The sequence below is a fragment of the Vibrio marisflavi CECT 7928 genome (assembly GCF_921294215.1).
GTDB lineage: Bacteria > Pseudomonadota > Gammaproteobacteria > Enterobacterales > Vibrionaceae > Vibrio > Vibrio marisflavi.
The window spans coordinates 1,340,714-1,358,447 of record NZ_CAKLDM010000002.1 but is presented as its reverse complement, the minus strand read 5'-3'; the positions used below and the strand labels follow the sequence as shown (position 1 = coordinate 1,358,447).

Sequence of the window (17,734 nt, the reverse complement as noted above, 5' to 3'; positions counted from 1 at the left end):
TCCTTATCTTAGCTTACCAAGTTCTTCGTTTAGCATCGGTAGGTCTAGGCCTTGCTCAGACGCACATTGTTTAGCGATGTCATAGCCGGCATCAGCGTGACGCATTACGCCTGTCGCTGGGTCATTGTGCAGCACTCGTGCAATTCTTTCGGAAGCATCGTCGCTACCGTCACAGCAGATAACCATGCCTGAATGTTGCGAGAAGCCCATGCCTACGCCGCCACCATGGTGTAAAGAAACCCAAGTCGCGCCGCCTGCAGTATTGAGAAGTGCGTTAAGTAGTGGCCAGTCAGATACAGCATCTGAACCGTCCATCATGCCTTCTGTTTCACGGTTAGGGCTAGCCACTGAGCCTGAATCTAAATGATCTCGTCCGATAACAACAGGTGCTTTAAGCTCACCATTTTTCACCATCTCATTGAACGCTTGTCCAAGACGCTCGCGGTCTTTTAGGCCAACCCAGCAAATACGCGACGGTAAACCTTGGAATTGAATACGCTCGCGGGCCATGTCTAACCAGTTATGCAGGTGTGGGTTATCTGGAATGAGCTCTTTTACTTTTTGGTCAGTTTTATAAATGTCTTCAGGATCACCAGATAGTGCAGCCCAACGGAATGGGCCAATGCCTTCACAGAAAAGTGGGCGAATGTAAGCTGGAACAAAACCGGGGAAGTCAAAGGCATTTTCAACACCTTCTTCTAATGCCATTTGACGAATGTTGTTGCCGTAGTCAAGTGTAGCCGCACCACGATCTTGGAGCTCTAGCATGGCCTTCACTTGAATTGCCATCGATGCCTTTGCTTCTTTAACTACTTTAGCTTCGTCCGCTAGGCGCATTTCAGCAGCGTGTTCCATGCTCCAACCTTGTGGAAGGTAGCCATTTAGAGGATCGTGAGCAGAAGTTTGGTCCGTTACCACGTCTGGTGTGATATTGCGTTCTACTAACTCTGGGAAAACATCGGCAGCATTGCCCAGTAGACCAACTGAAACAGGCTGTTCTGATTCATAGATGATCGCGAGTGCTTCGTCTAAAGAGGTGGCTTTTTTGTCAACGTAGCCCGTCCTCAGGCGATAATCGATACGTGATTCATCACACTCAACGGCAATCATTGAGTATCCAGCCATGGTTGCAGCAAGTGGTTGCGCTCCACCCATTCCGCCAAGACCTCCAGTCAAGATCCAGCGTTTGCTAGCGTCTCCGTTGAAGTGCTTCTTAGCTACGGAAACGAATGTTTCATAAGTGCCTTGAACGATGCCTTGTGAGCCAATGTAAATCCAGCTTCCAGCTGTCATTTGGCCGTACATCATTAAGCCTTTCTTATCCAGCTCGTTGAAGTGTTCCCAATTGCCCCAATGTGGTACCAAGTTAGAGTTGGCGATTAGTACACGAGGCGCGTTTTTATGAGTAGGGAAAACACCAACTGGCTTACCTGATTGAACCAATAGAGTTTGGTCATCTTCTAATCTTTCTAAAGTTTCAACAATTGTATCGTAGCACTGCCAGTTTCTCGCAGCGCGGCCAATTCCACCATATACCACTAAGGCATGAGGATGCTCTGCCACATCAGGATCTAAGTTGTTCATCAACATTCTCAATGGCGCTTCTGTTAACCACGATTTGGCACGCAGTTTTGTTCCGTGCGGAGCGCGAATTGTACGACTAGTATCTAAACGTTGATCTTCTGTATGATTTGAAGTCATGGCTGAATCCTTTATCTCAATGGATGTTCTGTCTTTGTTATTGGAATATAAAAATTAACTTACTGTTGTTTAATCTGATTGTTCGTCTTCTTGCTGAATTTTATCTGCCATGGCATTGGCAATTTCCCAACATAATCGTGCCGCCAATCTAGCAGTTTGGCCATCAACGTCATAAGTCGGGTTATATTCAGCAATATCGGCTAATATCAGTTTTTTCGGGTAGTCTAGAATTCTCCTCAAATAAGGAGAAAGACATTCGTAGCTGACACCTGGTGCAGCAGGTGCACTCACTCCTGGAGCAACTGCTGCTGGGAATACATCTAAGTCAATCGTCAGGTAGATGTAATCACAGTTGTCGATAAAGTGTTGTAGCTGGGTTAGGTGGTAGATGTGGTTCATAAAGCAGAGTTTGAAGTCTTCTACGAACCACACGTTGAGTTCTTTTGCTTTGTTGAATAATGCTTTCGTGTTGCTTGCACGATTAATGCCTAAGCAGGCGTAGTGGAAGTCCCAATCATGTTCCTGGCAAAAATGATGAATTTGGCTAAACGGTGTCCCTGAGCTAGGTTTAACATCTGCTTGTGGGCTACTAAAAGCTCTCAAATCAAAATGTGCATCAAAGTTAACAATACCAATTTTTGGTTGTTGAGTTGGATGCTGTTGTTTGAAGTAATTTGCTAAACCTTGGAATGAAGCCCAAGCAACCTCATGACCACCACCTAAAGTGACTACTGGGGTAAAGGGAAGAGCGTTAGCGATAACTTCACCACAATGACTTTGACTGGCTTCTAGTTGGTCGTCATCACACGATACGTTACCAAGGTCTACAATAGATACGTCTTTATGCCAAGCCATATTTGCAAGAGCGCGACGGATTAAGTCCGGTGCCTTTTTCGCGCCAATTCGGCCTTTATTTCTCGCAACACCAGCGTCGCTCGCAAATCCAAGAAGGCTAACGGCTTGTGTAGATTCGTTTAATTCAGACGACTGCTTCTGTTTTACAACGTGGTGTATTCTTTTACCCAAATCGCCATCTTCAGCGTCATGGCGACCTTGCCAGTGAAACTGTTGGCTAGTCACTGTTTGATTTGTATCAGTCATGGCACAGCTCTCCATCGACAATACGAGCGGTTAGGCGAGGAACTCCAATCTGATAACTAAGTTCCGCTGGATGGTCAATGTTCCATATTGCCAAGTCTGCTTCGTAGCCCTGTTTTATCTGTCCTCTAGAAGAACCTAACCCAAGAGCTTTAGCTGCGTGACACGTAACCCCACGTAGTGCTTCCTCTGGTGTTAAGCCAAATAGAGTGCACCCCATATTCATCATCATAGTCAAATCTGCGAAGGGTGAGGTGCCTGGGTTAAAATCAGTGGCGAGAGCCATTGGAACGTTTTGTGAACGCAGCTGCTCAATTGGGGGTAACTGCGTCTCTTTCAGAAAATAAAACGCACCCGGCAGCAGAGTTGCAACACTATTCGATTTTGCCAGTGCTTGGACGCCTTGATGGCTAAGGTATTCAATGTGATCGGCAGACAGGCCGTGATATTTGGCAACAAGCTCAGCGCCGCCAAGGTTCGATAGCTGCTCGACGTGGCCTTTAACGTTTAAGCCAAACTGTTTTGCTGTTTCAAAAACACGTTCAGTTTGCTCTATGCTAAAACCAATGGACTCGCAAAAGACATCGACTGCATCAGCAAGAGATAATTCTGCGACTGTCGGAATTATCTCTTTGCATACTAAATCAATATAAGAGTCAGGGTCGTTTTTGTATTCTGGTGGGGTAGTGTGTGCTGCCAAAAGAGTGGTGGAAACTTTGACGCGGCGATGATTTTCAAGAGCTTTTGCAGCGCGCAGCATTTTGAGTTCATCATCTAACGTTAAACCGTAACCAGATTTAATTTCAACGCTGGTTACCCCTGTACGCAAAAGACCGTCCAAAATTGGTAACGTATTCTCAACCAACTGGTCCTCCGATGCATCCCTTGTTGCCTTAACGGTAGAGACTATTCCACCGCCTTGTTTAGCGATTTGTTCGTAGCTAACCCCTTTAATACGTTGCTCGAATTCCTGTGCGCGGTTACCAGCAAACACCAAGTGAGTATGGCTATCTATAAAACCGGGGGTAACCAGCTTGTTTTTGCAATCGAATACATTGGTGTTCTGAGCATCAGCTGAGGGTACTGAATTGGAAACAGAGTGTATTTTGCCATCTTGAAGAGTAATCGTTAGTGGTTGGGTGACGGTATAGCCGTTTTCACCGTTTTCCATTGACACTAACCTAGCATTAGCTAGGACAAGATTTTGTTGGTTACACATTCCAATTATCCAGTTTGCGTTAAATGTATATACAATAGATATCGCAAATCGTATAACAGTTCAACTGGTTTGTTGCTAAATTGTGAATGTGTAAACTGAGGTTAGTTAAACGTCACTTTTGAGCTTAGCTTGTATCTCGAACCGGGATGATACAATAGAGCAGAGCTAATCAATTTGTCTTGGCTCCAAGTTCGTCTATCAAGCAAAAGGCATGGTTCATTGCTAGACAGTGACAGCAATTGCTGAATTTGCTTGTCTGGTACGATAGCTTCTACAGTGTGCTCTATTGCACTCAAGGGGCAATTTTCAGAAAGATATTGGTGCGGTGTGATTTTAGAAAAATCTTGATCAAGGTAATTGGGCACATGAGTAGGATTAACCCATCTTAATTCGATTTGAATCGGAGAGCCTTGTTCAAAGTGTATGATTTCACAATAGAATACGGAGCTGCCTATCATCACTCCAAGTCTAGTTGCAACGTCATTGTCCGCTACCAATGAGCTTAGCTTTAACACTTCACTATGGTATTGATTTCCTCGCTGTTCCACTTCGTTTGCTATGTTTGCTGTATCTAAAAGCGGCGACTCAAGTTTATCTGATGGAGCGCAAACAAAGGTTCCTGCTCTTGGTTTTCGGACTAGTTTGCCTTCATTGACAAGGTCTCGAATAGCTTTGTTGACCGTCATCCTACTTACATTAAATTGAGAAGATAAATCCATTTCAGTTGTGATTTTCTCACCAACGCCCCATGCACCAGAGTCGATTTTCGTTGATATGTAATCTTTGATTTGAATATAAAGGGGAGCGTTGGACATAGCTTTCCATAAAGTTTAATTGAATATACAAATTAAAGTATATCTACTGGTAAATTGGCAAGTACTATTTTATGAATTTGACTCTATGTGAAGATGACTACGTAGCAATTGATAACTTAGGTATCGATTACGGTACAAATAGAAAATAAGATAGCCTCTGTATGAGGCTATCTTATAAAAGCTAAAGGACTTCTACTTTTTCATTGGTATAACGTTGAATTAGTGCGCTATTGGCCTGTTTAGGATCTAACGGCTCCCATAAACCTAAACGCATACCTTTTACGATGAGGTGGATGACTGCTGAATCGATAGCAGAGGCTACTGCGACGTTGACAGGTTCATTGTTGGTGTAGCCCATTTCAACTTCTAATAGATCTTTGTAATCGATATATCTAAACGCTCCCGAGGTTAACTCATGAGAGAATATGGTTTTACTGGTGGTTACGCTTAGTAAAATCCTACCTGAACGAACGTCTACAGCACGGATATTTACAGTCACTTGGTCTGAGCGATATTGCCCTGATGCGCCGATACCAAGGTAACGAACTCCGGCACCACCCGTTTTAATATTGGAGTCGTATGCGATGATACCACCTTCAATCATGACGTTTGCAGAATTTAGAGAGCTTAGATCCGCTCCATTATTTTTCCCGTTGCCATTAGCTTTTTTTTGAGCCGCTCGTATAATTTTTCGCTCGGTTAAAAGGTTCTGTAGGCCTTCACGTTCAAGAGGTATAAACCATCTTGAATCAAGTAACGACATAGTCAATAGAGATGTCGCTCCTTGAGATACGGCTGTGGAAAAGTTACTGTTCGGCTGCGCTTTGTACTGCCCAGTCTGGTCACGAAAGTCGTAAACCGAAACCAATATCTTTCCTTTTGGGAGTGGTAAACGAATGAGATCGCTATAAGTGGCACCGCGCGGCATCAGCTTAGGGCTTTCATCGGCATCAGGAATCGAAAGAGAGTTAGAACAACCTGCTAAAACTGTGACTAGCAAACCAATGACTATACTTTTCATGCTATACACCCTAGTATTCGTTAGTGCTTTGGGGTGAGTCCTTTTACTCCCTAGATCAGTAATAAATTTGTAATTGAGACTCTCTAGCCTCATCCGATACTAATTATTTGGATTTAAACCAGAAACGCTGATTTCTGTTGATTCACCAGTGGCTTTATCGACGATTTGAATTAATAGACTGCCATTGTCATCGACAATATTGAGAAAGAAATCGTCAGTTTCCAATTGGCCAGTATTGCCACTACCAACGTCGGCTAGCAATTGACTGATCAAGCGAGACTCCAAACTAGAGGCTAATCTATCTAAAGCCGACTGCTCTTCGAATCCAAGATCCTCTCCATCCGGAGTGTAGTCATTGATTGCGTTTGCAACGCCAAGTAGATAACCACTATTGAGTGGATCCCCCCCGAAGCCAGGGTTTACTGGTGTATATACCAATTCACTTGCCGCTATGGAGCACGAGAGTGCTATAGGAAGTAATGCCGAAACTTTTACTGCTGAAATTTTCATAACGAGTCCTCTGAAGGCTTCATAACTAGTCCTTTAAACTCATTCCTAAATTAATTTTGCGATTCTATGTCGTAATCTTGCTTTTTGGTGGTGCTAAAGCTCGTCACCATCCAAGTCGAATCTATCTTGAAATAGTCGTTGAACTTCCCAGCTAGAGATATAGGAGCTAACTACGCGCATCGCTTGTTCCGCTCTTTCTGAAGCTTGTTTACGGGCGGGCGACAAGGCCGTTTTATATATCGGTTTTCCTAAGTGGAATATGGTTATAATGCTCCCAGATAGTGCTGTAGGGCGCTCTTTTACGGTAATATTTTCTTTCAACTCATCATGTCTATCGTTCACCATTTGAGAAAAAGCAGCATAAAAATTAGCTCCTAGCCTTGTCATTGTTCTATCGATAATAAGGCCACTAACTTCATTTAAGTCAGTGTTGAGCTGATTCTTATCTTCTAGCTTGGAGTTATCTTCTAGTGCAGGCCCGTTATCAAACTTTTGACTAGCTACAACACTAAAAGAAAATAGAAAAACAGTTAGGACAGCCATTATTACTGAGCCGCTGATATTCAACTGATTCGATATATTATCTATCGCACTCATTATGCATTTCTACCCTTATAATTAATGGTCAACTTACAAGCTATGTTGCATTAATGTTGCGAGACTATAACATTTGCTCAGCTAAATTTAAAAATGGATATTCTTGTATATTATTGAAATTCTCAAATATGAGAATTGATATATTTCCATGGTTGTATATTAGTACTGAAAATCGTGTTAGTTCTTAAAAATGGTGTTGTTATTATTACCAATAAAAGCAACATGTTATGTATTTTTCTACTCTGTGTTTATTGACTGTGATTAACAGTAGACGAATCATCTAGACTAAACGATAGAACTAGTTAAAAGACTAGTAATGGCTTGAACGACTTGGATCATTAGTAGATTAACAACTTCGCAACGCACTAATGATTGTTAACGGTATAGGATTAGAAAATATAAACTAATGGTTTAGGAAATTATTTTAATTATTAACTTTTAATTCATATATAAACTAAATATTTTCTAAATAAAGTTTATTGTTAATAAATCGTAACCTTGCATAATTATCACGAGTCTTGATTTACCAGTCGGGTTAATAGGAGGCTATAGTGAAAAAGCTTAATAACTACATAATTAGACTTGGACTGTTTTCATCTTTAGTTATGTCGAGCTTTTCATATGGGTATTTCGGATATTCTGAAGATCTACCACAACAACTTGGTGAATTTGAAGGGAGTGTACTCTTTGATGAGTTGGAGGATCACCAAGTAACTTCTGCAAATTATGCAGAAGTTGTTATACGCCACTCAACTGGCTCTGAAGTTGTAATAATGCAGAAGAATACTGGTGCTGGGGCAAACAAAGCAAAAATTGTCCAAAACAATACTACAGATTCTACTGCAACTATTGCTCAAAAAGGATCGAGTAATACAGCTTTAATTGAGCAAGCAGATGGAAATAACAACTTTGCCAAAGTCAGTCAAGCAGGTATTGGCCACAAAGGTTATATCAATCAAGTCGGTAGTAACAATGTTGCTGTGATTGGTCAGTGTGCATTTAACCCGCTTGGTTGCAGTTATACAAGCAATAGTAGTGAGTTAGGAATTAACCAGTATGGTGATAACAATCTCGCTGCTATTTATGACTCTGGCCGATCTAGCTACAGCGTAACGCAGTCTGGAGGTGACAAGATATTAGTTGTTAGTGACATGAATCGTGGCATTTATATAAAGCAATGATGCCTAAAAAGAAATTCTTATAAAGTTCGAAAACTCGAGGATAATTCTATGAAAAAGTTAGTGATTGCTATTTCAACAATTCTTGCTGCTGGTTCAGCTTATGCAGGTAATGAAGCTGACACTTCTCTACTGCATTCTGACAGTGATACCGTAACTATTACACAAACTACAGGGCATGCAAATCCCGCGTGGGGACATGATGCTGATGTAGATCTAAGGTATTCAGAGGACAATACTGTAACAATTGAGCAGGTTGGTAGCCTAAATAATGCAGATGTTGAAATCTTCTATGGTGACGATAACGATGTGACTGTTAACCAAAATAGCTTGAACAATGATGCTTATATCGATGTTAAGTTTGGCAGTGATAATAACTCCGTAACGGTCAATCAGTATAAAATGGATAACGTCGCAGATATTGAAGTGGAATATAACAGTGATAGAAACGATGTTTCGGTTAGCCAACGTTGGTACAATGATGCTGATGTAGAAGTAATTGGTAATAGCGATGGAAATACAGTTTCTGTAAGTCAATACTTTGATAATACTGCTGAGATTGATGTACGCAATAGAAGTAATGATAACAACATTTACCTTTCTCAAGGGTCATTTAACGATGCTAATGTTGATGTGCTTGACCACAGTGATGGCAATACGATCACTATGTCTCAGTCTCTAGGTAATACAGCAACGGTGCTACTAGAAGGTAATAGTGATGGAAACACGCTTGATATTTCTCAAGTAGACTACAATTCAGCAGACGTTCACCTTCATGACCACTCAGATAATAATGATATTTCAATCGACCAAACTTCGTTTAACTCATACGCATCTGTGCATTTAGGCAACTCGAGCTACAATACGATTAGTATTATGCAAACGGCCAATGATGTAGCAACAGTTACTGGTCATCATGCGAATGGTTCAACAGTTTCAATCTACCAATATTAATTGCTTATGTTTAGATCAGTGATTAAAAAAGCGACTCTAGTAGTCGCTTTATTTTTGTTCTTGAATACCGCTTATTCACAAAACGTTCTGCTTCGTGATCAGGGCTTAAAGGTAACTTGTAAGGTGACAATGAATAACAACGTGAAATTACGTATTGCAGTATCAGGGAAAGAGAATGTAGATGAAGATACATCTATCAGTGTCTATACAAATAGCAGAAGTAGTGTTAGCTATTTAGTATCTAGAAATTCCAAACTTGCAATGTCTTATTCGCAAAGCCAACTGCCGATAGAGCTAATTTCAATTCAAGGCTCATCAGTACACAAAATATCAGTAACAGATAGTTGTAACATCATTCAGGAGTCTTAATGGATGTGTGCTCGTAGGATAAAGGTATTAACGCTATAGCTAGTGGTAAAGCAATGGGGAGTATAATGGCGCTGGTAAGACAATACAGCGCCATATTTTTAACTGACTTTTTCCTCAATGCCAATATTGTTATTGGCCCAAAGTAAAGCTTGAACGCGGTTCTTGGCATTAATTTTCTTGAATATATTATGTAAGTGGGTTTTTACGGTATTCTCACTCACGAATAGCTCATCTGCTATCTGAACATTCGATGCCCCATTCGTTAGCAGGTGGATAATTTGTTTCTCTCGTTTTGTTAATTTGGTATATGCCCTAGAAGTGTTTATCGAATTGCAGCTTCGAAAGTGTTGAATGTATTCTTGAGCGATTCTTCTAGAAAGCCACATTTCGCCATCTAAAACCTTGCTAACCCCCTTAACTAGCGACTGTACATTGCTGTCAACATAAAATACAGCAACTAGGTTGTGCCACTTAAATAAATCTGAAGAATGGATATCAGTAGGGCAGTTTATTAGTATCTCTTTCCATGGGGATTTGTAGTTAGACTGAAGCTCGTAATAGTCTAAAAACGTATCTTCATCCATTTTTGGATAATCAATAATCACAACATCGCAAAACTTTTTGCTCTGATTGTTAATTGGAATAAATTTACTAAAAGGTAGGATATCGAGAGTAACGTCCAGGTTTGATTCCAAAGACTCTTTCAGTAAGTTGGATTGCATGCTTATTTCAGATAGTAGCGTGATGGTAATACGATCCGCACTTTTCATGATGTTCCTCCGCAAGAGCACAACTTAGTGAGTATTGGTAAAACTACGGATTAGTTGAAATAAGTCAATGACTTCGAAAGAGCGGTTAAATGAACTAGACGTAGGTAGAAACGTAAACCATATAATATACAAAGAGATATACCTAATTCTCATTTTTGAGAATTAGGTGTTGTTTACGCAGATTGATTTAGTTTGCCTTAAATAGGGCCTACAACTACTAACATTCTGAACAGCCTTTTTTCTTATTTTTATAGTCGACAATATTACCTTGTTTGTTTACTTCGAAGTCACAACAGCTTTGAAACACCTCATACAGCAACTTTCGACTTTTTTGCATTCGGGACTTTATGGTTGAATAGTTGACTCCCATTTTATCTGCATAATCTTTTTGTGAAACACCATCGAGCTCTATAGCGAGAAGCAGCGCGGCATTCTCGTCTGGTAAGCGATTAATAAAAGGACGAATGCATTCAGCTAGTTCTTTGCGAAGTTCGCTCTCCACCGAAGGCGTCATTGAGAGCCAGTCTTCAGCAGATATGTTTGCCTCTAGCGAAGTTCGTTTTCGATAGAAATCTATGATTGTGTTTCTGGCTATTTGAAATAGCCAAGGTTTTATCTTTGAGTGATCTTTAAGAGTGTGAATACTCTTGTGAGACTTTATCAACACCTCTTGCAGCAAGTCATCCACATCGCTTGGGGTAGCAATGTGACGGTGAAGGAAGTGCCTAAGGTTACTCTGATATTTTGACCAAATTGATTCTATATTCATTCGTCCACAATTTGTTAAGACTGAGGCTTTACAGCCCCAGTAAAGGTAAACATTACAACTAGCAACTTTCCGCACAGCAGTGTGCGCTTTGCTGAGCTTCATATCCAGAAATATAGGTATTGGTTAAGTAAAAATCTTTAAACTTTTGAAAAAAGTCGCTAGATACGGACTTCTCTGCAATCGATGTCTTTACTAGTGAGTCTTTCCATTTTTTGACTTTTGGAAACTGTTGCAAAAAGTCATGCTTGGTATGCTGTGCCACTAGGTCTGCGCGATATAGGAGAGGCATCCAAGCGATATCTACATTGCTTATCTGATCGGATGAAAAGTATTTCGTATCTCCAGATAGCTGTTCTTCCACCTTAGATAAGGCAGTCATTAAAGGCTTACCACGTTGCTCAAAGCTTTCTCTGTCTTTGGCGCTCATGGTTCTACACTGAGCTAGATAGAGTTTTGTTCCTTGGTAACTCCAAGCTCTTTCAATCGCTTTCTGTTCATTCGATATACGAGATTGTAGTGGGCCATATTCCTCATTGATAAATTCTACAATTGCTTCGGACTCAAAGAGAGCTGTGCCTTCATTGGTTATTACAACAGGTACTTGAGCATTCGGGGACATTTCTAGAAACCAATCGGGTTTATTTTTTAGACTGATAAAATCCACTTTATAAGGAATATTTCTAGCTTCCAGTGCAGCGGTGACACGCTGAACGAAAGGACATAAAGAAAAGCTGACAACTGTTAACATGTTTCGTCTCCTGTAAGGGTTTAAACTCAACTATTAAGACGAATGAAAACAAAAAAAGACGAAAACTATTTAGTATAGGAGAAAAAATGCCAGTCGACTGACTGGCATTATGAGAGGAGAGTATAGGTTAGTCTCTTTTCCAGAGAATATGGCAAAACTTATGTTCTGGATCTCGGCTCACTAGAAGGCGAGCAAAAACATCATCAAGGACATCGTCATCTTCGTTGACTAAGCCTACTCTGACTTCCGCATATGTTTCTTTGTCGACATCGAATCCGACATGGCCAGACCAATCGTTACCTGTTTCAACTAGTTCGGCAGCTCCACGATCTTCGAACTGAGCAGTGAAGATAATCACGTCAGCGGCTTCGAGGTTATCAGGAGCCATTTCTAAGAAAATGTCGTAAGCAGTTTCGATGGCATCATCGTAAGACATAAGTTTTGTCATGATATTACGCTCGGTTCATATATTTTCGTTCAGCCGTGTTGATAACAACACGATCACCAGTAGCGATATACTCAGGTACCTGAACTGTCAGTCCAGTAGAGAAGCGTGCTGGTTTCGTTCTAGCAGAAGCGGAAGCCCCTTTAATCGAAGGGTCTGTCTCTTCAATCACGAGTTCAACAGAAGCGGGAAGCTCCAACGCAGCAGCTTTATCATTAACTAATACAACTTGTAACCCTTGAGTTTCCTCACTGATAAACAGTAGTTCGTCGGTTATATCGCCTTCTTTAAAGGTGTACTGTGAGTAATCTTCATTGTCCATGAAAATATACTCGTCACCATCAATATATGAAAATGCTACTTTGCGTTTGTACATCTCTACCGTTTCTAGCATTTCGTCTGCCTTGAAGCGTTCGTCGACTTTCCCACCAGTGGCAAGATCGGTAAAACGAAAACGATAGATAGTTGAAGCGCCGCGCGCACTCGGCTTGGTAACTTCAACGTCTTTGACCATTAGGATTTTACCGTTGAGCTCAACGGCAAATCCTTTCTTAATTTCACTAGCCTTGGGCATTAATTAGATCCTAAGTGTTTGTTTACAGGTGGTAAGAAGCAAATAACTTATGGAAATATAACGTAATGCTAGCGATGATGCGAGTAAACCAGCTACCTTCCTCAACTTTGTTCAAAGCAACGAGTGGCTCAGTTTTAATAACCTTCCCTTGGTAAGTTACAGTCATTTCACCCAGCTTTTCGCCTTTCTGTACAGGAGCTTTAATATCGCTATCGTACTTGATTGCACTTTCTAGCTGTTTCTCATTTACACTGGTTGGTAGAACAAGCGTTAGTGGTTTATCTAAACCTACAGACACGTTGTCTTGCTGGCCACCCCATACTTTCTGATCAGAAATTTTCTGGTTCGCTTGGTACATTGTGTCTTGTTTAAAGAACCTAAAACCGTAAGTCAGCAGCGCTTTACTTTCTGCTGCTACATCGTTGAGAGATTTAGTACCAAGAACTACCGCTACTAATTTCATTGGGTTGCCAGGCATAGCAGCAGAGCTTACTAGTGAGTATCCAGCCGCTTTAGTGCTACCAGTTTTCATACCTGTCGCGTATTTGTATGTGAATAGCAAACGGTTGAAGTTTGGTTGACGAATATGGTTGTATTCGAATTCTTTTTGGCTGTACCAGTGGAAATACTGCGGGAAGTCATTCATAACGTGTTGACCAAGAATGCCTAGGTCGTATGCCGTTGAGAAGTGAGCAGGTGCAGGTAGCCCCATTACAGTAGTAAAATGCGTGTTGTGCATTTTAAGTTGGACAGCTGTTGCATTCATCATTGAAACGAAAGAAGACTGAGAGCCAGCTACGTAGTTTGCTAGAGTCACAGCTGCATCATTACCAGATTCTACAATAACACCTTGGATTAGGTCCTTAACAGAGACGTAAGAGCCCGGCTTTAAGAACATTCTTGAGCCACCAGTGTGCCACGCCACTTCTGGTACTTCGACTTTTGAATCTAACGAGATAGAACCGTCGGCTAGTTTTTGCTCAACAATGTAAAGCAGCATTAACTTGGTGGTACTTGCAGGTGCCATACGCTTATTAGCGTCATGTGAAGCTAGTACTTGCCCTGTGCTAGAGTCAATTAGTATGTATGATTCAGCTTTAATATTTGGTAAGAAGGTACCTTCTTGAGTCCACTTTTTTGCTAACGCTTCAGGTACGCCATTGTTGCCACCAGCTTCAGCTGGAGCAGTCGGCACTTGGATGCGCTCAGGAATATTTTTTTGAACGTCGATAGCACCGTAGCTGTTTAGTGGCGCTTTTGCATCTTTATACTGTGTTGCAGCAAAGTAATTGCTGTCTGGTTGAGTTTGGTCTGCTGTATTCGCTGGAGCCGCCATGACAGCGTTAGTCGAAAATAGAGCTGCTAGTGCTGCAGCTAGAGAGAGCTGTTTTATCTTAATCATACGAGTTTCAAATTTACAGTTGTTGGCTAGGTCAACAGACCTTAAGTTTTTACGATCTAGAGTCATTCACACCACTTAATAGCGGTGTGATCCGCGTTTTCGCAATCTGTCCGCCGGGAATGCTACTCTATTCTGACTAAGAACACTATTTTCAATCTTATGTTAACTGGTACGAGCATTAGTGCCTGTTGGTATTAAATCAATAAATAACAATATGTTACATTTGATTTTGAGAATGTAAATTGACACACATTTAACAGAGCGATTTTTCAGTAATGAAGGATTTCCTTGAATCATCGGACACTCTGGGCGAATATTTGTAAAGTGTCTTGAATATCAATTAACTAGCTACTATCGATGTCACTTTCCACATTAGAGCCATATGAATCGTATCAACAAGAATATCAATCCGCGGTCGAGGATATAAAAAAATGCTTAGTCAGTGGAGTGGGCAATAACCTCCATAGTCTGTATCTCTATGGAAGCGTGGCAAGGAGAACTGCACGGCCTCATCACTCTGATCTCAACTTAATTATCGTGACTCAAGATGGAGTCGGGGATAATTGGTCAACAGTTTTCAATACGATTAAGTGGCGTTTTCAGAAAGAGTTTCCATTTATAACAGAAGTGAACCTAAAAAAGGCGTTGGTTAACGAAGTAGCAAGCCTAGATAGCTTATTTTCTTGGGGCTTCATGCTTAAGCATTTAGGTGTTTGTATACACGGAGAAGATTTGTCCGAGTGCTTTGGGGAATACGTGCCAAGCTGGGAGATTGCTAAGTTTTGGAATATGGATGTTGAGGAATGGCTCTCTTTGTATCGAAATCGAATTGCAAAGGCTGAAAACAAAGAAGAACTAGTTAGAGCCCAGACAACCATTGCCAAAAAACTGCTAAGGGCTAGCTATACCTTGGTCATGCACAAGGATAAGCAATGGTTTGATGACCCTATTCAGTGTGGTGAAAATTTCCTTCGCTACTACCCAGACAAAAATGTTGATATAGAGCGTCTAGGCATTTTGCTCTCCGGTCGGTTGATAGCCAAGCGTTCAGTTGTTGGCATTTTGGATAGCTACGGGACGTGGTTAGTAAAACAATACAAAAAAACCGAGTTTAAGATAGGTTAAGCATAGCTAGTTGGTGCTAGAAAAGTCCCATTTGTGGAGCACATAAGCTATCAAAATCCAGCCCAATAAATGGTAGAATTGCATCTCCAACAGGCTTGAGCTGTTTGTCTATATAATGCTGATAATCAATAGGACTTTTTAAGTATTCTTTTGGCTCAGGACCATTTATTGTTATCACGTATTCAATCAAGCCCTTGTTTTGAAATTGTAAAGGCCGACCAAGTTGGGCATTGATTTCGTCTGCCATTCTTGCAGCTCTCACTTGTGGTGGCACATTTTTCTGATATTCGTGTAGTTTTCTGCGAAGCCTTTTTCGGTAGGTTAGCTTGTCGTCGAATTCGCCCGCTTTGGTTTTCTCTACAAAACTTAATACGTAGTCTGAGGGCGATTTATCGTGAAACACTAAGTCGTACAGGTGCTGTTGAAACTCTTGAGACAACGGGGTCCAATCTGTGCGAGCACTTTCTAGTCCTTTGAAGATTATGCTTTCCTCTTTCCCTTCTCCTATAAGCCCAGCATAGCGTTTTTTTGAACCAGTAACTGAGCCTCGAATTGTCGGCATCAAAAACTTTTTGTAATGTGTTTCGTACTCAAGCTCTAAAAAAGAGCTTAACCCGTACTCCGTTCTTAAATGCTCGCTCCACCATTGGTTAATATATTCGACTAACCCGGAACCAATTTTATCGGCATTGGTTTTTGAATAAGCGCCATTTAGAGAGACAAATGTCGAATCGGTGTCTCCATAAATGACCTGATATCCTTTGTCCTCGATCAGCGTTTTGGTTTGCTTCATGATCTCATGACCACGCATCGTGATGCTTGATGCTAAGCGAGTATCAAAGAAACGACACCCAGATGAACCTAACACACCGTAAAAAGAGTTCATGATAATTTTTATTGCCTGAGAGAAAGCTTTCTCATTGTTTTGCTTCGCAATATCTCGTGCTGACCACAAGTTTTTAATCATTTCAGGTAGGAAGTGTTTTTTACGGTGGAATTGTCCTCCACGAAACCCCGTAATGGCTTGATTTTCTTCTTTGCCAACTTCGAGTTTTAGTCCTTCAATCATACCCATTGGGTCAATCAAAAAAGTTCGAATAATAGATGGATATAGACTCTTAAAGTCGAGAACGAGTACCGAGCTGTAGAGATCTGGTATTGAGTCCATAACATAGCCACCGGGACTGGCAATCCAGTTCTCTGAATGCAGATTGGGTGCGATATACCCTGCACGGTGAATTTGTGGCAGATAAAGGTTGGTAAATGCCGCGACGGAGCCACCAGTTCGATCTAAGGCAAGCCCAGTTAAACGGGAGCGCTCAACAAGAAAATCCAATAGGTGAGTATGTTTAAATATTCGATTGACCAGCACGCAATCTTGCAGATTATATTTGGCAAGTGCAGGCTTATCCTTTTTAAACATGAAGTTGATTTCATCCATGCGGTTATGGACATTGTGAATCGCTTTCCCTTCACCGAGCAGCTCGCGGGAGACAGATTCAAGTGACCAAGATCGGAAGTTGAATGTTGCGGTTTTCAGTGCGTCGATACCGTCAATGACGACTCGTCCAGGTATATTGACAAAGTTTTGTTGTGACTGCTTAGAAGTTCTATAAGAGCTGTTTCTGCCGGCACGGCCAATTTTTAGTGGCAGGTTGTGATATTCAGCTCTTTTATGTAGAAGCTTGAAGTCGAAGTCGATGACGCTCCAGCCAACGACAACGTCGGGATCAAATGCTTTGAACCACTGGCAGAGAGAAGTTAGCAGTTCATACTCATTGTTGACCCATTCAATATTGGTCTGTGCGGGCTGATCGTTTCCAATCATGATAACGCGGCTATCCACCTCGCTATCTAAGCCAATAGAGTACAACACTCCTTTTTCCGAGCATTCAATATCAAGAGATACGACTTTTAAGTTTGGTATGAAGTCTCCTTTACGACACTTTGCTTGAGAATAAAGCAGATAGTCTGCCTTGTTTGATTCTTTGCCTTGAAACTCTATGCTTCCACGAATATAGCGCTCCATAAGGAAGCGATCAGCCAGTTTGATGTCTGATTCATAGGTGACAATTCCCGCCTCTGCTAATAAGTCCGCTGCGCGTAGAGCATTTCTTACTGTATTGCTGTAACACGCAGCAATATGCTGTGAAGCAAAAGTACTGAGCTTTAAGGGAGTGACTGAAGTAGGGAGGTTAGCTTTTGAAAAAGCAGCTTTCGCTTGTTCGACGTCATCTTGCAGAATAAAAAATACAGGTTTTTCTGCATCAATAGTAAGCAACACTGGGCCGCTTTCAGTCGACAACCAAAATTCTATTTGAGTGGCTCCAGCGGAATCTTTACTGGAGGAAGATAAGATAAAACCTTGGGTGACTGACAACGAGAATACCTATTTACTTAAAGCGAGTAATTTAGCCTTTTCCAAAATTTTAGCAAAGG

Annotated in this window: 18 protein-coding genes; 4 read left to right on the top strand and 14 right to left on the bottom strand. The window is 41.3% G+C overall.

Annotation, left to right across the window (positions count from 1 at the left end; all coding sequences use genetic code 11):
* Positions 1 to 3: 3 nt before the first annotated feature.
* From hutU to L7A31_RS12975, 7 genes are all read right to left on the bottom strand, one after another.
* A complete protein-coding gene (gene hutU, locus L7A31_RS13005; RefSeq protein WP_237362213.1) occupies positions 4 to 1,701 on the bottom strand; it encodes a urocanate hydratase in 1,698 nt (565 codons plus the stop codon).
* A 69-nt stretch (positions 1,702 to 1,770) separates the two neighbouring features.
* Complete coding sequence (gene hutG / locus L7A31_RS13000; protein ID WP_237362211.1) at positions 1,771 to 2,802, bottom strand: formimidoylglutamase; 1,032 nt, start codon at positions 2,800 to 2,802, stop codon at positions 1,771 to 1,773.
* Positions 2,795 to 4,018 (bottom strand): imidazolonepropionase, encoded by a 1,224-nt coding sequence (gene hutI / locus L7A31_RS12995; RefSeq protein WP_237362210.1) that lies wholly within the window; start codon positions 4,016 to 4,018, stop codon positions 2,795 to 2,797. The genes hutG and hutI overlap by 8 nt, the downstream gene beginning before the upstream one ends.
* Positions 4,019 to 4,119: 101 nt before the next feature.
* Positions 4,120 to 4,833: a histidine utilization transcriptional repressor HutC gene (gene hutC / locus L7A31_RS12990; RefSeq protein WP_237362201.1), complete on the bottom strand. Its 714-nt coding sequence runs from the start codon at positions 4,831 to 4,833 to the stop codon at positions 4,120 to 4,122.
* A 181-nt stretch (positions 4,834 to 5,014) separates the two neighbouring features.
* Positions 5,015 to 5,854, bottom strand: a complete 840-nt coding sequence (locus L7A31_RS12985) for a CsgG/HfaB family protein (RefSeq protein ID WP_237362199.1) — start codon at positions 5,852 to 5,854, stop codon at positions 5,015 to 5,017.
* Between the two features lie 99 nt (positions 5,855 to 5,953).
* The gene (locus L7A31_RS12980) at positions 5,954 to 6,364 is read right to left on the bottom strand and encodes a curli assembly protein CsgF (RefSeq protein ID WP_237362198.1); all 411 of its coding nucleotides are present in this window, start codon (positions 6,362 to 6,364) and stop codon (positions 5,954 to 5,956) included.
* 93 nt (positions 6,365 to 6,457) lie between these two features.
* Positions 6,458 to 6,961 (bottom strand): curli production assembly/transport protein CsgE, encoded by a 504-nt coding sequence (locus tag L7A31_RS12975; protein WP_237362194.1) that lies wholly within the window; start codon positions 6,959 to 6,961, stop codon positions 6,458 to 6,460.
* Between the two features lie 551 nt (positions 6,962 to 7,512).
* On the opposite strand from L7A31_RS12975, the gene L7A31_RS12970 reads away from it, so the two are divergent.
* From L7A31_RS12970 to L7A31_RS12960, 3 genes are all read left to right on the top strand, one after another.
* Complete coding sequence (locus L7A31_RS12970; RefSeq protein ID WP_237362192.1) at positions 7,513 to 8,142, top strand: curlin subunit CsgB; 630 nt, start codon at positions 7,513 to 7,515, stop codon at positions 8,140 to 8,142.
* A 48-nt stretch (positions 8,143 to 8,190) separates the two neighbouring features.
* The gene (locus L7A31_RS12965; protein WP_237362190.1) at positions 8,191 to 9,093 is read left to right on the top strand and encodes a curlin repeat-containing protein; all 903 of its coding nucleotides are present in this window, start codon (positions 8,191 to 8,193) and stop codon (positions 9,091 to 9,093) included.
* 129 nt (positions 9,094 to 9,222) lie between these two features.
* Positions 9,223 to 9,462 carry a hypothetical protein gene (locus L7A31_RS12960; RefSeq protein WP_237362188.1) on the top strand — a complete coding sequence of 80 codons (240 nt, stop codon included), beginning with the start codon at positions 9,223 to 9,225 and terminating at the stop codon, positions 9,460 to 9,462.
* 98 nt (positions 9,463 to 9,560) lie between these two features.
* Here L7A31_RS12960 and L7A31_RS12955 read toward each other — a convergent pair whose 3' ends face one another.
* The 6 genes from L7A31_RS12955 to L7A31_RS12930 all read right to left on the bottom strand — a co-directional run bounded on the left by L7A31_RS12955 (position 9,561) and on the right by L7A31_RS12930 (position 14,236).
* Positions 9,561 to 10,232 (bottom strand): LuxR C-terminal-related transcriptional regulator, encoded by a 672-nt coding sequence (locus tag L7A31_RS12955; protein ID WP_237362186.1) that lies wholly within the window; start codon positions 10,230 to 10,232, stop codon positions 9,561 to 9,563.
* 217 nt (positions 10,233 to 10,449) lie between these two features.
* Positions 10,450 to 11,001 (bottom strand): RNA polymerase sigma factor SigZ, encoded by a 552-nt coding sequence (gene sigZ / locus L7A31_RS12950; protein ID WP_237362184.1) that lies wholly within the window; start codon positions 10,999 to 11,001, stop codon positions 10,450 to 10,452.
* 58 nt (positions 11,002 to 11,059) lie between these two features.
* The gene (locus L7A31_RS12945; RefSeq protein WP_237362182.1) at positions 11,060 to 11,749 is read right to left on the bottom strand and encodes a glutathione S-transferase family protein; all 690 of its coding nucleotides are present in this window, start codon (positions 11,747 to 11,749) and stop codon (positions 11,060 to 11,062) included.
* Between the two features lie 127 nt (positions 11,750 to 11,876).
* Positions 11,877 to 12,197 carry an HI1450 family dsDNA-mimic protein gene (locus L7A31_RS12940; protein ID WP_237362180.1) on the bottom strand — a complete coding sequence of 107 codons (321 nt, stop codon included), beginning with the start codon at positions 12,195 to 12,197 and terminating at the stop codon, positions 11,877 to 11,879.
* A gap of 4 nt (positions 12,198 to 12,201) precedes the next feature.
* Positions 12,202 to 12,768, bottom strand: coding sequence for an elongation factor P-like protein EfpL (gene efpL, locus L7A31_RS12935; protein WP_237362178.1), 567 nt, complete (start codon positions 12,766 to 12,768; stop codon positions 12,202 to 12,204).
* A gap of 22 nt (positions 12,769 to 12,790) precedes the next feature.
* The gene (locus tag L7A31_RS12930; protein WP_237362176.1) at positions 12,791 to 14,236 is read right to left on the bottom strand and encodes a D-alanyl-D-alanine carboxypeptidase family protein; all 1,446 of its coding nucleotides are present in this window, start codon (positions 14,234 to 14,236) and stop codon (positions 12,791 to 12,793) included.
* A 291-nt stretch (positions 14,237 to 14,527) separates the two neighbouring features.
* Here L7A31_RS12930 and L7A31_RS12925 point away from each other — a divergent pair, with 291 nt between their 5' ends.
* Positions 14,528 to 15,295: a nucleotidyltransferase domain-containing protein gene (locus L7A31_RS12925; RefSeq protein WP_237362174.1), complete on the top strand. Its 768-nt coding sequence runs from the start codon at positions 14,528 to 14,530 to the stop codon at positions 15,293 to 15,295.
* Between the two features lie 16 nt (positions 15,296 to 15,311).
* Here the strand turns inward: L7A31_RS12925 and L7A31_RS12920 are convergent, their stop codons facing one another.
* Positions 15,312 to 17,675 (bottom strand): DNA polymerase II, encoded by a 2,364-nt coding sequence (locus tag L7A31_RS12920; protein WP_237362172.1) that lies wholly within the window; start codon positions 17,673 to 17,675, stop codon positions 15,312 to 15,314.
* Positions 17,676 to 17,734 lie beyond the last annotated feature (59 nt).

Excerpts from the sequence above, each read along its gene's own strand:
- hutU (WP_237362213.1), bottom strand. The coding sequence starts at position 1,701 with ATGACTTCAAATCATACAGAAGATCAACGTTTAGATACTAGTCGTACA.
- hutG (WP_237362211.1), bottom strand. The coding sequence starts at position 2,802 with ATGACTGATACAAATCAAACAGTGACTAGCCAACAGTTTCACTGGCAA.
- hutI (WP_237362210.1), bottom strand. The coding sequence starts at position 4,018 with ATGTGTAACCAACAAAATCTTGTCCTAGCTAATGCTAGGTTAGTGTCA.
- hutC (WP_237362201.1), bottom strand. The coding sequence starts at position 4,833 with ATGTCCAACGCTCCCCTTTATATTCAAATCAAAGATTACATATCAACG.
- L7A31_RS12985 (WP_237362199.1), bottom strand. The coding sequence starts at position 5,854 with ATGAAAAGTATAGTCATTGGTTTGCTAGTCACAGTTTTAGCAGGTTGT.
- L7A31_RS12980 (WP_237362198.1), bottom strand. The coding sequence starts at position 6,364 with ATGAAAATTTCAGCAGTAAAAGTTTCGGCATTACTTCCTATAGCACTC.
- L7A31_RS12975 (WP_237362194.1), bottom strand. The coding sequence starts at position 6,961 with ATGAGTGCGATAGATAATATATCGAATCAGTTGAATATCAGCGGCTCA.
- L7A31_RS12965 (WP_237362190.1), top strand. The coding sequence starts at position 8,191 with ATGAAAAAGTTAGTGATTGCTATTTCAACAATTCTTGCTGCTGGTTCA.
- L7A31_RS12960 (WP_237362188.1), top strand. The coding sequence starts at position 9,223 with ATGAATAACAACGTGAAATTACGTATTGCAGTATCAGGGAAAGAGAAT.
- L7A31_RS12955 (WP_237362186.1), bottom strand. The coding sequence starts at position 10,232 with ATGAAAAGTGCGGATCGTATTACCATCACGCTACTATCTGAAATAAGC.
- sigZ (WP_237362184.1), bottom strand. The coding sequence starts at position 11,001 with ATGAATATAGAATCAATTTGGTCAAAATATCAGAGTAACCTTAGGCAC.
- L7A31_RS12945 (WP_237362182.1), bottom strand. The coding sequence starts at position 11,749 with ATGTTAACAGTTGTCAGCTTTTCTTTATGTCCTTTCGTTCAGCGTGTC.
- L7A31_RS12940 (WP_237362180.1), bottom strand. The coding sequence starts at position 12,197 with ATGACAAAACTTATGTCTTACGATGATGCCATCGAAACTGCTTACGAC.
- efpL (WP_237362178.1), bottom strand. The coding sequence starts at position 12,768 with ATGCCCAAGGCTAGTGAAATTAAGAAAGGATTTGCCGTTGAGCTCAAC.
- L7A31_RS12930 (WP_237362176.1), bottom strand. The coding sequence starts at position 14,236 with ATGACTCTAGATCGTAAAAACTTAAGGTCTGTTGACCTAGCCAACAAC.
- L7A31_RS12925 (WP_237362174.1), top strand. The coding sequence starts at position 14,528 with ATGTCACTTTCCACATTAGAGCCATATGAATCGTATCAACAAGAATAT.